The organism is Terrabacter carboxydivorans, assembly GCF_039532035.1.
GTDB classification, from domain to species: Bacteria; Actinomycetota; Actinomycetes; order Actinomycetales; family Dermatophilaceae; genus Terrabacter; species Terrabacter carboxydivorans.
The window spans coordinates 37,051-51,343 of the sequence record NZ_BAAARE010000022.1 but is presented as its reverse complement, the minus strand read 5'-3'; the positions used below and the strand labels follow the sequence as shown (position 1 = coordinate 51,343).

At 73.9% G+C, this 14,293-nt stretch carries 12 protein-coding genes; 10 read left to right on the top strand and 2 right to left on the bottom strand.

Annotated features, from left to right (window positions below):
- Positions 1 to 5 precede the first annotated feature (5 nt).
- The 9 genes from ABD297_RS19785 (at position 6) to ABD297_RS19745 (ending at position 10,158) form a co-directional block, all read left to right on the top strand.
- Positions 6 to 404, top strand: coding sequence for a 6-pyruvoyl trahydropterin synthase family protein (locus ABD297_RS19785; RefSeq protein ID WP_344256821.1), 399 nt, complete (start codon positions 6 to 8; stop codon positions 402 to 404).
- Positions 392 to 1,453, top strand: a complete 1,062-nt coding sequence (locus tag ABD297_RS19780; RefSeq protein ID WP_344256820.1) for a glycosyltransferase family 4 protein — start codon at positions 392 to 394, stop codon at positions 1,451 to 1,453. Before ABD297_RS19785 ends, ABD297_RS19780 begins: the two co-directional genes overlap by 13 nt.
- A 60-nt stretch (positions 1,454 to 1,513) precedes the next feature.
- On the top strand, positions 1,514 to 2,527 hold the full coding sequence (locus ABD297_RS19775; RefSeq protein WP_344256819.1) for a lysylphosphatidylglycerol synthase transmembrane domain-containing protein: 1,014 nt from the start codon (positions 1,514 to 1,516) through the stop codon (positions 2,525 to 2,527).
- The gene (locus ABD297_RS19770; protein WP_344256818.1) at positions 2,520 to 3,215 is read left to right on the top strand and encodes a RibD family protein; all 696 of its coding nucleotides are present in this window, start codon (positions 2,520 to 2,522) and stop codon (positions 3,213 to 3,215) included. Before ABD297_RS19775 ends, ABD297_RS19770 begins: the two co-directional genes overlap by 8 nt.
- Before the next feature lie 80 nt (positions 3,216 to 3,295).
- Positions 3,296 to 3,931, top strand: a complete 636-nt coding sequence (locus ABD297_RS19765; protein WP_425581203.1) for a GTP cyclohydrolase II — start codon at positions 3,296 to 3,298, stop codon at positions 3,929 to 3,931.
- Between the two features lie 94 nt (positions 3,932 to 4,025).
- Entirely contained in the window at positions 4,026 to 5,516 is a 1,491-nt protein-coding gene (locus ABD297_RS19760) for a xanthine dehydrogenase small subunit (protein ID WP_344256816.1), read from the top strand.
- Complete coding sequence (gene xdhB, locus ABD297_RS19755; RefSeq protein WP_344256815.1) at positions 5,509 to 7,998, top strand: xanthine dehydrogenase molybdopterin binding subunit; 2,490 nt, start codon at positions 5,509 to 5,511, stop codon at positions 7,996 to 7,998. Before ABD297_RS19760 ends, xdhB begins: the two co-directional genes overlap by 8 nt.
- Before the next feature lies 1 nt (position 7,999).
- Entirely contained in the window at positions 8,000 to 8,851 is an 852-nt protein-coding gene (gene xdhC, locus ABD297_RS19750; RefSeq protein WP_344256839.1) for a xanthine dehydrogenase accessory protein XdhC, read from the top strand.
- The gene (locus ABD297_RS19745; protein WP_344256814.1) at positions 8,848 to 10,158 is read left to right on the top strand and encodes a guanine deaminase; all 1,311 of its coding nucleotides are present in this window, start codon (positions 8,848 to 8,850) and stop codon (positions 10,156 to 10,158) included. The genes xdhC and ABD297_RS19745 overlap by 4 nt, the downstream gene beginning before the upstream one ends.
- Positions 10,159 to 10,239: 81 nt before the next feature.
- On the opposite strand, the gene ABD297_RS19740 is transcribed toward ABD297_RS19745, so the two are convergent.
- Both ABD297_RS19740 and ABD297_RS19735 read right to left on the bottom strand, forming a co-directional pair.
- Positions 10,240 to 11,568, bottom strand: coding sequence for a nucleotide disphospho-sugar-binding domain-containing protein (locus ABD297_RS19740; RefSeq protein WP_344256813.1), 1,329 nt, complete (start codon positions 11,566 to 11,568; stop codon positions 10,240 to 10,242).
- A complete protein-coding gene (locus tag ABD297_RS19735) occupies positions 11,565 to 13,796 on the bottom strand; it encodes a glycosyltransferase (RefSeq protein ID WP_344256812.1) in 2,232 nt (743 codons plus the stop codon). The genes ABD297_RS19740 and ABD297_RS19735 overlap by 4 nt, the downstream gene beginning before the upstream one ends.
- Positions 13,797 to 14,013: 217 nt before the next feature.
- Between ABD297_RS19735 and ABD297_RS19730 the strand changes: the two genes are divergently transcribed.
- Complete coding sequence (locus tag ABD297_RS19730; RefSeq protein ID WP_344256811.1) at positions 14,014 to 14,289, top strand: hypothetical protein; 276 nt, start codon at positions 14,014 to 14,016, stop codon at positions 14,287 to 14,289.
- The last annotated feature ends 4 nt before the right edge of the window (positions 14,290 to 14,293 follow it).

Genomic DNA, 14,293 nt, shown 5'->3' with positions numbered 1-14,293 from the left:
AGCCGATGTTCAGCGTGACCGTGCGGGACCACATGATGATCGCCCACAGCTTCCGTGGGGAGGTCTTCGGCCCGGCCCAGCGGCTGCACGGCGCGACGTTCGTCGTCGATGTGACCTTCCGGGGCCCGGAGCTCGACGACGACGGCATCCTCGTCGACACCGGGCTCGCGACGGAGCACGTGCACGAGGTCGTGGGGGCCCTCGGCTACCGCAACCTCGACGACGAGCCGGCCTTCGCCGGGGTCAACACCACGACCGAGGTCCTGGCTCGCCACGTCGCCGACGCCGTCGCCGGACGGCTGCGCGGCGGCGAGCTCGGCGCCGCGACCGAGCGCGTCACGGCGCTCGCGGTCACCCTCCACGAGTCGCACGTCGCGTGGGCGACCTACGAGTGCGACCTCTGAGGGAGGTCCACGCTGTCGTCCCGGCCGGGATCGACGACCCCGACCTCGTGAGCGGGGGCAACGCCTACGACCGGCACCTGCTCGACGGGCTGCGCAAGACCGGCTGGGCGGTCGACGAGCACCCCGTGGCGGGCACGTGGCCCCACCCGGACGCCGGCTCGCTCGAGCGCCTCGCCGCCGTCGTGGCCGACGTGCCGCCGCACGGGCTGCTGCTCGTCGACGGGCTCGTGGGGTGCTGCGCCGCCGACGTCCTCGTGCCGGCCGCGGCGCGTCTGCGGCTCGTGGTGCTCGTGCACCTGCCGCTCGGTCTGGCGGATCCTGCTGCGGCACGGCAGGAACGGCGGGTCCTGAATGCGGCGTCACTCGTCGTCGCGACGAGCGACTGGACGCGTCGGGCCTTGTTCGACGCCTACGCCCTCGATCCGGACACCGTGCAGGTGGCACGTCCGGGAGTCGGACGGGCGTCGCCGGCGCTCGGCACCCCCGAGGGCGGCCGTCTGCTGTGCGTCGCCGCGGTCACCGCCCACAAGGGGCACGCCGACCTCGTCGCGGCCCTCGCGCTCGTGGCCGACCTGTCGTGGTCATGCACCGTGGCCGGGTCGCTCGACCGTGAGCCCGACGTCGTCGCCGGTCTGCGCCGGGAGCTCTCGCGGAGTGGTCTCGAGGAGCGGGTGCACCTGGTCGGCCCCCTGCACGGCGCCGACCTCGAGCGGGCGTATGCCGGCTCCGACCTGCTCGTGCTGCCCTCGCACGTCGAGACCTACGGGATGGTCGTCACCGAGGCGCTGGCGCACGCCCTGCCGGTGGTGGCCACCGCCGTCGGCGGCGTGTCCGAGGCGCTGGGCGACACCGACGACGGGCCACCGGGCCTGCTCGTCCCGGCCGGGTGTCCCGAAGCGCTGACGGACGCCCTCCGCTCCTGGCTGGGCGACGGGGGGCTGCGCGGCCGGCTGCGCCGTCGAGCCGCGCGGCGCCGGCTCGACCTGGCGCCGTGGTCACGGACGGCGGAGCAGGTCTCGGCCGCGCTCGCCGGGGTACGGGACGCCTGAACCCGACCGTGACGGCGCACGTCGTCACCATCGGGGTCATCGCAGAGAGGGGCGGAGCAGATGCAGCGCGACCGGTCATGGGTGAGCCCGCTGGTGGGCCTGTGCATCGTCGCGCTGCTCGTGCAACGCCTCGGAGCCGGACCGTTCCTCGACGCACTGCACCGTCTCGACGCGCCTTCGGTCGCGGCTGCCGCCGCCATCGCAGTCCTGACCACGGTGTGCGGGGCCTGGCGCTGGGTCCTCGTGGCCCGCGGCCTCGGTGCACGGCTGAGCCTGCCCGCGGCCGTCGCGGCGTCCTACCGCTCGCAGCTCCTCAACGTGACCCTCCCGGGAGGCGTGCTCGGTGACGTGGACCGCGGCGTGCGCCACGGCCGCTCCGGAGGCGACCTCGGTCGCGGCCTGCGCTCCGTCGTCTGGGAGCGCACGGCGGGGCAGGTGGTCCTTGCCGTCCTCACGGCCGGCGTGCTGCTCGTCGTGCCCGTGGCGGCCGGACGCACGCCCGGACTCCCTGAGCCGACAGAGGTGCTCAGCGTCGTCGCGCTCGTCGTCGGGGCTCTCGGGCTCGTCCTGGCCAGCGTGTGCGCGTGGGCCTGGGCCGCTGCTCGCCGGGGGCACCACCGCGCCGCCGACAGGACCGTCCGTCTGCTCCGCACAGCGGGAGCCGACCTCCGCGCGGGACTGCTCGCACGGCATACGTGGCCGGGGGTCGTTGGCAGCTCCACGGTCGTGGTGCTCGGGCACGCCGCCACCTTCGTCGTCGCCGCACGCGCTGCGGGCGTCACGGCCCCGGTCACCCAGCTGCTGCCGCTGGCCCTCGTCGTGCTCGTCGCCATGGGGATCCCCCTCAACGTCGCCGGCTGGGGGCCCCGGGAGGGGGCTGCCGCGTGGGTGTTCGGCGCCGCGGGCCTAGGCGCCGCCGGGGGAGTGACCACCGCGGTGGTCTACGGCGTCATGGCGCTCGTGTCCAGCCTCCCGGGTGCGGCGGTCGTTGTCCTGTCGCGCAGGGATCGCTCCCGGGCGGCGCGCTCCAGGGCGGAGCGCCTCGTGCCGGTCGGAGGTGCCGCCCGTGGCTGACCGCCCCTACACCCTGCTCAGCTGCGGCATGTCGATCGACGGCTACCTCAGTGGTGGGACCACGGACCGGCTGCTGCTGTCCAACGACGCCGACTTCGACCGGGTCGACGCCGAGCGCGCTGCGAGCGACGCGATCCTCGTCGGGGCGGTCACCATCCGTCGGGACGACCCGCACCTGCTCGTCCGGTCTCAGGAACGGCGTGCCGCGCGAGTGGCCAGGGGACTCCCGGCGTCTCCCGTGAAGGTGACGGTGACGCGCGACCTCGAGATCGACTGTGCCGCAGCCTTCTTCGCATCCGACGGAGCGGACAAGCTCGTCTACTGCCCCAGCAGTGCGGTTCCCGCGGCGCGGGAGCGGCTCGCGACCGTCGCGACCGTCGTCGATGCCGGCCAGCCGCCGACGATGCGGCGCGTGTGCGAGGACCTGGGCGAGCGCGGGATCGATCGGCTCATGGTCGAGGGTGGGGGCTCCGTCCACACGCAGATGTTGACCGACGACCTCGCCGACGAGCTCCAGCTCGTCGTCGCGCCCTTCTTCGTCGGGGACTCCAAGGCGTGCCGTTTCGTGGGGGACGGGCGCTACCCCTGGCACCCGGGACGTCGTGCGACCCTCGCCGAGGTGCGCCAGATCGGCGACGTCGTGCTCCTGCGCTATGCCCTGTCGTCCCGCTTCCGGGAGGCGCCATGACGGGCGGGAGGCAGAAGGACGTGGCTGGGGAGCCGACACCGCAACGGGGCGCTCCCAAGGAAGCCCGGATCCGCACCCAGGTGCTCGTCCCGGTCGGCTTCGCCGACGGGTTCGCCACCACCGCAAGGGTCTTCACCTTCGACGGTCTCGCCGACGGGCGCGAGCACCTCGCGCTCGGCCTCGGTGACCGCGCCGCCGTGCCGCAGCCCACGGAGGGGCAGGACGGTCCGACGCCGACGCGGCTGCACAGCGAGTGCCTGACCGGCGACGTCTTCGGCAGCCGCCGCTGCGACTGCGGCGCCCAGCTGCGCGAGTCCGTCGAACGACTCGACGCCTCAGGCGGTTTCCTGCTCTACCTGCGGCAGGAGGGGCGCGGCATCGGCCTCTATCCCAAGCTCGACGCATACGTGCTCCAGGACCGCGGGCTCGACACCTACGAGGCCAACCTCGCCCTCGGCTACGGCGAGGACGAGCGCGACTACACCGTGGCTGCCCAGATGCTCATGGCGCTCGGCGTCAGCCGGGTCTCGCTGCTCAGCAACAACCCCGACAAGGCCGAGCAGCTGCGACGGCTCGGGGTGACCGTGGCCCGACGGGTGCCCACGGGCGTGCACCTCTCCGACGCCAACGCGCACTACCTCGCCACCAAGGCCGAGCGCGGCGCCCACACCCTCGACCTGCCGGCCGAGGGGTGGTTCGGGGCGCCGCTGCGTTGACCGCCGAGCGTGCCGCGCGTCCGCCGCTGGGCGAGGGCGGCGGCAGCGAGCGCCCCGCAGTGCATCATGGTGCCGTGGACCACGGGACGATCGGATGACGGCGGAGCAGCCGCACACGGCGCAGCACCACACGGTGAGGGTCAACGGCGCCGACCGCAGCCTGTCCGGGGTCGAGCCGGCGACCAACGCCCTGGACTGGCTGCGCGGCCAAGGCCTGACGGGCGCCAAGGAGGGCTGCGCCGAGGGTGAGTGCGGTGCCTGCGCAGTCCTCGTCGCCCGGTCGGACGGCGCCACGGGCACCGAGTGGACCGCGCTCAACGCCTGCCTCGTCCCGGCCGCAGCCCTCGACGGGCAGGAGGTCGTCACCGCGGAGGGACTCGGCACCCCCACCCGGCTGCACCCCGTGCAGCACGAGATGGCCGTCCGCGGCGGGTCGCAGTGCGGCTACTGCACGCCCGGCTTCGTCTGCTCGATGGCTGCCGAGTACTACCGTGACGGCCGCGTGGCAGCGGCCCGGCCCGCCGGACCGGGGGCTCACGCGCTGCAGGCCTGCGGCCCCAACGGCTTCGACCTCGAGGCACTGTCGGGCAACCTGTGCCGCTGCACCGGCTACCGTCCCATCCGCGACGCGGCGTGGGCCCTGGGTGAGCCGCGCGCCGACGACCCCCTGGCCGTGCGACGCGCGGGGTCGCCTCCCGAGGCGACCGCGACCCGGCTCGAGGGGCGGAGCGGCACCTACGCCCGGCCCGCGGACCTCGCCGAGGCACTCGCGCTGCTCGCCGAGCACCCCGAGGCCGTGCTCGTCGCCGGGTCGACCGACCGCGGAGTCGAGGTGAACCTGCGCGGCGCCCGGTCGCCGTTCGTCATCGGGATCGACCGGCTGCCGGAGCTGCGCGGGCTCACGGTCACGACGGATGCCGTCGAGATCGGCGCGGCCCTGACCCTCACCGAGGTCGAGCGCGCCCTGGCGGGACGGGTCCCGCTGCTGGACGAGGTCTTCCCCCAGTTCGCCTCCCGGCTGATCCGCAACGGGGCGACCATCGGCGGCAACATCGGCACCGGCTCACCCATCGGTGACCTGCCTCCGGCGCTGCTCGCTCTGGAGGCCGTGGTCGTGCTCGTCGGCGCCGAGGGGGAGCGGGAGGTCGCGATGGCGGACTACTTCACCGGCTACCGGCAGAGCGTCCGGCGAGCCGACGAGCTGGTCCGGGCGGTCCGCATCCCCCTCCCGCTCGCCGGCACGACGGCCTTCCACAAGATCGCCAAGCGCCGCTTCGACGACATCTCCAGCGTCGCCGTCGCCTTCGCCCTCGACGTCGTCGACGGCGTGGTGCAGCGGGCCCGCATCGGGCTGGGCGGCGTGGCGGCCACCCCGGTGCGCGCCCTGGCCACCGAGGCGGCCCTCGAGGGACGCGCCTGGTCCGCTGACACGGTGCAGACGGCGTCCGAGGTCATGGAGACCGAGGGCACGCCCCTCGACGACCACCGGGCCAGCGCCGCCTACCGCCGAGCGGTGCTCGGCACCGCCCTGCAGCGCCTGCACGCGGAGACCGCCGCGGACGCTGTAGGAGCCACGCATGAGTGAGCTCTCGCTCCGACCCGCCGACCCCGTGGTCGGACAAGCCATCCCGCACGAGTCGGCCGGCCTGCATGTGACGGGCGTGGCGCTCTACACCGACGACCTCACGGTGCGCACCCGCGGCATACTCCATGCGCATCCCGTCCAGGCGCCGCACGCGCACGCGAAGGTCACCCGGCTGCACACGGGGCCCGCCCTGGGCGTCCCCGGAGTCGTCCGGGTGCTCACGGCCGCCGACGTGCCCGGGGTCAACGACGGCGGGGTCAAGGGCGACGAGCCGCTCTTCCCGTCCGAGGTGATGTTCTTCGGGCAGGCCGTGTGCTGGGTGCTCGGCGAGACGCTCGAGGCGGCCCGGCTGGGGTCGCTGGCCGTCGAGGTCGACTACGAGCCGCTGCCCGCGATCATCACGGTGCGCGAGGCGATCGAGCGCGACTCCTTCCAGGGCGGCGCGCCGAGGCTCGAGCGCGGCGACGTGGACCACGCCCTCGCCGGCGCTCCGCACGTCTTCAGCGGCGAGCTCGACCTCGCCGGGCAGGAGCACTTCTACCTCGAGACGCAGTGCGCCGTCGCCCACGTCGACGAGGCCGGCCAGGTCTTCGTCCAGAGCAGCACCCAGCACCCCAGCGAGACCCAGGAGATCGTCGCGCACGTGCTCGGACTGTCGAGCCACGCCGTGACCGTGCAGTGCCTGCGGATGGGAGGAGGCTTCGGGGGCAAGGAGATGCAGCCGCACGGGTATGCCGCCGTGGCCGCCCTCGGAGCGAGCCTGACCGGCCGGCCGGTGCGCCTCAGGCTCACCCGCAGCCAGGACCTCACCCTGACGGGCAAGCGCCACGGCTTCCACGCCCAGTGGCGTGCCGGCTTCGACGCCGACGGTCGGCTGCTCGCGCTCGACGCGACGCTGACGTCGGACGGCGGGTGGAGCCTCGACCTCTCCGAGCCCGTGCTCGCCCGGGCCCTGTGCCACGTCGACAACGCGTACTGGATCCCCGACGTCCGGGTCAACGGACGGGTCGCCTTGACGCACAAGACGTCCCAGACCGCCTTCCGCGGTTTCGGCGGACCCCAGGGGATGCTCGTCATCGAGGACGTCATCGGCAGGTGCGCGCCGCGCCTCGGAATCGACCCCGCCGTCCTGCGACGCCGCAACTTCTACGCCTCGGGCCAGGAGACGCCGTACGGGCAGCCCGTGCGACACGCGGAGCGCGCGATCGCGTGCTGGGAGCAGGTGCTCAGCACCGGCGACGTGGCGCAGCGCTCGGCGCAGATCGCCGCCTACAACGCGAGCCACCCGCACACGAAGCGCGCGTTGGCGATCACTCCCGTGAAGTTCGGGATCTCCTTCAACTTCACGGCCTTCAACCAGGCCGGCGCGCTCGTGCACGTCTACAAGGACGGCTCGGTGCTCGTCAACCACGGCGGCACCGAGATGGGCCAGGGCCTGCACACCAAGATGCTGCAGGTCGCCGCCACCTCGCTCGGCGTGCCGCTCGAGTCCGTGCGCCTCGCGCCCACGCGCACCGACAAGGTGCCCAACACGTCGGCGACCGCGGCCAGCTCGGGCGCCGACCTCAACGGCGCAGCGGTCAAGAACGCCTGCGAGCAGGTCGTCGGGCGACTGCGGGTCGTCGCGTCGGCTCGGCTCGGTGTGCCGCCCGACGAGCTGCACTTCAGCGGTGGGTTCGTGCGAGGTCCCGGCGAGGACCAGTCGGTCGCCTGGGCCGACCTGGTGGCCGAGGCCTACGTCCAGCGGGTCCAGCTCTGGGCGGCCGGCTTCTACCGGACCGAGGGGCTGCACTGGGACTCCGCCGCGATGGAGGGCTCGCCCTTCAAGTACTTCTCCTACGGCGCCGCCGCGACCGAGGTCGAGGTGGACGGCTTCACCGGTGCCTACCGGCTGCTGCGCGTCGACATCGTGCACGACGTCGGTGACTCGTTGTCCCCGCTCATCGACATCGGCCAGGTCGAGGGTGGCTTCGTGCAGGGCGCCGGCTGGCTCACCCTCGAGGACCTGCGCTGGGACGAGTCGGGGGGGCCGACGAGGGGACGGCTCGCCACCGCGTCGGCCAGCACCTACAAGCTGCCGAGCCTCTCCGAGATGCCCGACGTCTTCAACGTGGCGCTGCTCGAGCGCGCCCACGAGGACGGCGTCGTCTACGGCTCCAAGGCCGTCGGCGAGCCGCCGCTCATGCTCGCGATCTCGGTGCGAGAGGCGCTGCGCCAGGCCGCGTCCGCGTTCGGTCCGGCCGGCACGGTCGTCGACCTCGCGTCGCCGGCGACCCCCGAGGCGGTCTTCTGGTCCGTGCGCCAGGCCCGCGGCGGCGAGCAGCCCCCGCACACGGTGCCGGTGCTCGAGGGCGTCTGCGTCGTCCCGGAGCAACCCGGAGCCGGCGCCCGGCCGTTGCAGCCGCGCTCCGAGCAGGTTGCGCAGGACGAGCGGGTCGGGCAGGTCGCGCAGGCCGCACCGTCGTCCGGTGGGAGAGGCTGACGTGCACTGGCTCGCGGCGGTCGAGCAGCTCCGCACGGATCGGGTGCCCGGCGTCCTCGTCACTCTCGTGTCGGTGCGAGGGCACGCGCCTCGGGAGGCCGGCGCCAAGATGGTCGTCTCCGCCGAGCGCACGTGGGGCAGCATCGGGGGAGGCAACCTCGAGGCGACCGCCGTCGCCCGTGCCCGAGAGCTGCTCGGGCGGCTCGGGCGGTCCGGCGCAGAGGGCGGCGCCGTCGCTGCCGTGCCGACCCAGCTGTCGCTGTCGCTCAACGAGCACGCGCCCGTCGAGCACGGTCAGCAGTGCTGCGGCGGCGAGGTGTCCGTCCTGCTCGAGCCGCTCGCCGTCGTGCCCTCGGTCGCCGTCTTCGGTCTCGGCCACGTCGGGACCGAGCTGGCACGCATCCTCAGCCGCCACGACCTCGAGCTGCACCTCGTCGACGGCCGCAAAGACCGTTTCGAGCCGGAGCACCTCGCGGGTCTGGACGACGCCGTGGCGCGCATCCACCTCCACCATGCACCGGTCCCCGAGCTGGTGCTCGGGGAGGTCCCGCGCGGCACCCACGTGCTCGTCATGACCCACGACCACGCCGAGGACGTCGCCCTGTGCGACGCCGCCCTGCGGTGCTCCCACCTCGGGTCGATCGGCCTGATCGGGTCGTCCGCCAAGTGGCGCCGCTTCGAGCAACGCCTTGCGGCAGAAGGACATTCGCCGGACGCGCTGCGTCGAATCCGGTCGCCCATCGGTCTGCCCGGCCTCGCCGGCAAGAGCCCGGCCGTGATCGCCGTCGCCGTCGCCGCTGACCTGCTCGCCACCTTCGACCGCGAGCAGGCCGTTCAGGACGCGCCCTCGTGACACTCTTCCGTGCATCCGTCCTCGACACACCGGCCAGCCCCTTCACCGGCGGCCGCCTGCGCTCTGACGAGGACTGCGGGCTCCTCGTCGAGCAGGGCGTCATCGTCGCGCGTGGACCGTTCGAGACCCTGCGGCCGGCGCACCCGGACGAGCCGGTCCTCGACCTGCGCGAGGGCGTCCTGTTGCCGGGGATGGTCGACACCCACGTCCACTTCCCGCAGGTGCGCATCATCGGGGGACTCGGTCTGCCGCTGCTCGACTGGCTCGACCAGTGCGCGCTCCCGGAGGAGATGCGCCTGGCCGACGTCGACCACGCGCGCGGGGTGGCGCACGACTTCGTGGCCGGACTCGTCGACGCCGGCACGACGACCGCTCTCGTCTTCGGGGCGCACTTCGCCGGAGCGGTCGACGCGATGTTCGAGGCGGCCGACCAGTGGGGTTTGCGCGTGACGACGGGGCTCGTCACGTCCGACCGCCTCCTGCCCGAATCTCTCCTCACCACACCGGAGCGCGCCCGGGTGGAGTCATGCGAGCTCGCCGGCCGTTGGCACGGCAAAGGACGCCTTCGGTATGCCGTGACGCCGCGCTTCTCTCTGTCGGCGAGCGACGCTCTCCTCGAGTCCTGCGCTCAGACCCTCGCAGAGGTACCTGGTGCGTTCTTCACCTCGCACGTCAACGAGAACGTCCACGAGATCCGTGAGGTCGCAAGCCTTTTCGACGGCGAAGCCTACGTCGACACCTACGACCGGCGCGGCCTGCTCACCCCCCGGTCGGTGCTGGCCCACGACGTGCACCCGACCGACCGGGAGCTGGCGACCCTCGCGGCGCGTGGGACGGCGGTCGCGCACTGCCCCACGAGCAACGCGGCCCTCGGTAGCGGCCTGTTCCCCCTGCGTCGGCACGTCGAGGCCGGGGTGCGGGTGGCCCTCGGCTCCGACGTCGGCGCGGGCACCGGCTTCTCACTCTTCAAAGAGGGCCTCCAGGCCTACTTCGCGCAGCAGCTGCTCGGCGAGCAGGGCATGCCGCTCACCTCGGCGCACCTGCTCTGGCTGTCCACGGCCGCCGGCGCGGACGCCCTGGGGATGGCCGACGAGGTGGGTGTGCTGTCGGTGGGGCGGCAGTTCGACGCCATCTGGGTGCTGCCCGAGCCCGGCGACCCGCTGGCCGTCGGCCTGGCCAATGCCGCGTCCGCCGACGATGCGCTGTCCAAGGTCTTCGCCCTCGGCACCTCTTCCGACGTGGGCGGCGTGTGGGTCGGCGGTGACCAGATCGCAGCCGGTCGCTGGCGCCGGCCCCGCCACCGCTGAGACCGACTGCGCCCCGCTGGTCTGAACTGCTGTCCCGCGAACCGAGGCGCGGGCGCGGACCTCGACACACGGCATACGGCATCAGTCGAGTGGACGAACCACCATGTCCGACAAGGCAGCCCGCGCCCGGTGAGGACCCGGACGCTCGCGCAGGGACGCGCTGAGACGGGTGAGCTCGGCTGTGCGGTCGGCGTGGTCCGGCCCGGCGCCGAGCAGTCGCTCGGCCGCCGCGCGCAGCTCGGAGGCGTCGACCCGGTTGGGGTCGAGCACCTCGCCGAGCCCGCGCCGCTCGACGGCGGCGCCCCCCGCGAACTGGTCGGTCGACAGGGGGAGCAGGAGCAGCGGCACGCCCGCGGTCAGGGCCTCGGTGACGCTGTTGTTGCCGCCGTGCGAGACGGCGAGCGACGCGTGCCCCAGGAGCGTGACCTGCGGGAGCATCTCGCGCACCAGCCACGAGTCCGGCACGGGCCCGAGCAGCGACCGGGGGGTCGAGCCGTTGGCGAGGGCGACGCGCACGTCGAGGCCGCGCAGCGCGTCGACGATCCGCGCGAGCAGGTCGGAGCGGGCCGAGAGGAAGCTGCCGAGGCTGACGTAGACGACCGGCCCGTCGCCGCTCGCCAGCCAGGACTCGACCTGCTCGTCGGGCGCCTCCTCGCGCACTGCCGACCCGAGGAAGGTGTGGCGCGGCAGCAGTGCCGTGCGGTGCGACTCGTGCAGCTCCTCGGGGTAGTTGAGCAGGAGGACGTCGCCGGTCTCGGCGAACGCGTCGGCACTGGGCGTCGCATCCGGGTTCAGCTGTGCCAGAGCGGAGTTCCACTGCGAGGTGAACTCGTCACGCACCTGCTCGGACAGCTGCCGCAGCTCCTCGAGCGCGACGGGGTCGGGCTCGAAGGCACGCGGCCACGAAGGTGGGTAGCCGTAGACCTCGTCACCGAGCGTCAGCGCCGAAGGGTGGCCGAGGACGACGTCGGCGTGGCTGATGCCGCTGCTCGCGAGTCCGAGCCGGGCGCCGAAGGCGAGGTGGTCGACGATGATCGCGTCGGGGCGCACCCGCTCAACGACGTCGTGCACCGCGCGGGCGACGCCCACGGCGTTCCAGAGCAGGTCGTCGCCGCGAGCGCGGGCCTGGTAGGCGAGCGTCTCGACGGCGCCCACGCGTGTCGCCTCGAAGAAGCCACGGAGAGAGTCGTCCTCACCGGCGGGCTGCTCCTCGGCGCGGATGACGCCGGGGTTCGAGCCGCGGCCGAGCTGCAGGTGCTCGCGGGTGAAGCCGAACTGGCGCACGAGGGTGTCGGTCGCGGGGCCGGTGGCGACGACGACGCGCTCACCTGCGTCGCGCCACGCGGTGGCGAGGGTGGCGAGCGGATAGAGGTGCGAGGCGTAGTCGGGACTGATGACGAGCAGCGTCACGACGCCCCCTCCTCGGCGACGGGCGATGATAGGTCACCGGGCACGGTCCGGGAGCCGCGTCGGGCGTAGACGGCGGTGAGCTCCGCGGCCATGGTGTCGATGCCGAACCTCGCGTGGATCATGTCCTGAGCCTGCCGCACCCGCGCCGGGGCGTCCGGCGAGGCGGCCAGGTCGAGCGCCGCCCGGGTGGCGGCGGCGACGGACGGCGCGCTGGTGGTGTCGGTGAGGATGCCGGTCTCGCCATGGGCGACATAGGTCGCCGGGCCGCCGCCCGCGGGTGCGACGACGACCAGTCCGGCCGCCATGGCCTCGAGGATGGCGATGCCGAACTCCTCCTTGAGGCTGGCGCTCACGTAGACGCCGCGCGGGCTCCGGGGGGCGGCAGCGACGCCCAGGGCCGCGAGCCAGGCGGTCGCGGTGGCGTTGGGGCGGTGGCCGGCGAGCAGCAGCCCTGCCGAGGCCGCGTCGTCGGCCGGGACGACGGCGTGGATGCGGGCCAGCTCGGCCGCCTCGTCGTCGTTCGGCTCGTCCAGGTCGCCGCCGACGACGAGCACGTTGCAGCGTGCGGCCAGGTCGGGGTCCTCCCGCCAGGCACGCACGAGGGTGGCCATCCCCTTGACCGCGTTGAGGCGGCCGACCGACACGACGACGGGTAGGTCGCGACGTTCGGCGGGGAGCGTCTCCAGGAGACTTTGGAGCTCCTGGACGGCGGTCGAGACGGCGGGACCGCGCACCGTGTCGTCGCGCACCTCCCGGACGACGCCCTCGAGCGCCGAGACGTCGATCCCCTCGCCGACGACCGTGGCCTGCTGCGCCGTGAGGTCGAGCCCGAGGAAGCGGTGCAGGTCGCGCTCGACGTCGGGCCGCGGGAAGAGCACGAGGTGATCGGCCTGGCCGGCCAGGTCGAGCAGGAGGCGGTCGCGGAACCACAGGTGCTCGACGAGGTCGGCCTCGCCGAACGTCGTGCGCGTCAGGGTCCCCGCCGTGTTGCGCGCCTCGATGAGGGCGTGGGGGTCGGGGGCCAGGGTGAGCACGACCGGGATGCCGAGCTCGGCCGCCACCTCGGCCGCAGCCATCGACCCGACGTCGGCCATGCGCAGGTGGATGGCGTCGACGTGCCCTGCGGCCCGCAGGATCCTGCGTATGCCGCGTCGTGTCGCCACGCGCGTCGGCCAGGCCTGCGAGACGCCGAGGGCTGCACCCGAGCGTGGCACGTGGGCGTAGTGGTGGCCGGCCGCGAGCAGGCCGGAGGAGGGGGCCTGGCCGGCGGTCGGTCCACCGCGCCCGAGGGGGAAGTGCGTGGGGTCGGGGGTGCCACCCGAGATGGTGATGACACGCCCGACGCCCGGCTGCCGCAGCAGCGCGTCACCGAGGTGGACGAGCAGCGTGGCGATGCCGCCCGTGTCGCCACGCCCCGAGTGGTTGAGCTGGCCGTCGATGTCGGAGTGCAGGAAGAGCTGGGCGATCGTGAGGCCGGCGCGTCCGGGTGCCGCCGGGGGAGCGGCCGCAGGTCTCGAAGCCGTCGGCGATGGCCCTCTCGGTGCCACGGAGAGGTCGTGCAGGGCGAGTCTGGCGGTGCGGGCCAGCGGGCCGACGGTGCGGGTCAGGGCGACGAGAAGCTGCTCCGCGCTGCGGTGGGCTGCCGGACCGGCGCCCAGGGCGGCGAGCGCCGTGGTGCGGACGGCGAGGGGCTCCGCGTCGTTGCCGGCGAGGTCGAGCAGCACCTGCGTCGAGGCCGCGCCGGGCACCAGCCCGAGCGTCTCGACCAGGCGCGCGCGGGCTGTTGTGTCGACGGCACCTGGCAGTGCGCCGCTGAGGGCCGCACGCACCTGGTCCGGAGCGGCAGTGGCCCACCGTTCGAGGGTGCGCTGGGCCAGCATCCCGGTGAAGCCGCCGTCGTGGCAGGCGCCCACGAGGACGGGGAGGGCCGCGTCGTCGAGCGGCACGTGCCGCAGCGCATCGATGCCGTGCTCGGCGACGAAGCGACGCTCATCGGTGAGCAGGTCGCTGAGGGCTCGCGCTGCTGACCAGGCGCCGGTGGCGCCCAGCGCCTGTACGGCAGCGATGGCGGTGAGCGGGTCACCCGTGCGCGCCTCGCACGAGAGCAGGGCAACTGTGGTCTCATCAGAGTCGGCAGCGGCCGCGTCAGCCAGGAGGCGACCAGCGCGCAGACCCTCGAGGATCGTCGGGACGGTGCTGACCGTGGCGAGCGCGGGGCCGACGTCCATGTGGACAACCCTAGGTCGGTGTCGGCTTTCGCGTCGGCGCGCTGTCCAACGTTGGCAGCGGCCGGCCGGCCGGCCGGCGATGCGTGCCCCGAGTCGGTCCCGCGTCCGACCCGGTGGGCCCCAGCACCCGTCTCGTGGCATCCGTCCGCATTTCGCCACCGACGTCACGGGACGGGAGGACGATGGTGGAAGGAGCAGCGCGAGAAGGGGGGACCCGATGACCGAGCAGCACCAAGGGTCGGCGAGCGACGCGCTTCGACAGGCCCGCGAGGCCACGAAGGACGCCGTGGAGGCCGCGCAGACGGCAGAGCAGCGAGTGGCCGCCGCCCAGCAGGAGCAGCAGGTGGCCGACGAGCCCAGCGAGGACGATGCCGAGCTGTCCCGCGACCTCGACGAGTTCTCGACGTCGTGGGGCACGCGCCGCCCGGACGTCGAGGGCATCGACTCGGGCGGCGGGGGCGGTTCCTCCGCCGGCGGCACGACCGACGACTGACGCG

Coding starts and splice junctions, on each gene's coding strand:
- ABD297_RS19785 (WP_344256821.1), top strand. CDS start 6: ATGTTCAGCGTGACCGTGCGGGACCACATGATGATCGCCCACAGCTTC.
- ABD297_RS19730 (WP_344256811.1), top strand. CDS start 14,014: ATGACCGAGCAGCACCAAGGGTCGGCGAGCGACGCGCTTCGACAGGCC.
- ABD297_RS19775 (WP_344256819.1), top strand. CDS start 1,514: ATGCAGCGCGACCGGTCATGGGTGAGCCCGCTGGTGGGCCTGTGCATC.
- xdhB (WP_344256815.1), top strand. CDS start 5,509: ATGAGTGAGCTCTCGCTCCGACCCGCCGACCCCGTGGTCGGACAAGCC.
- ABD297_RS19760 (WP_344256816.1), top strand. CDS start 4,026: ATGACGGCGGAGCAGCCGCACACGGCGCAGCACCACACGGTGAGGGTC.
- ABD297_RS19735 (WP_344256812.1), bottom strand. CDS start 13,796: ATGGACGTCGGCCCCGCGCTCGCCACGGTCAGCACCGTCCCGACGATC.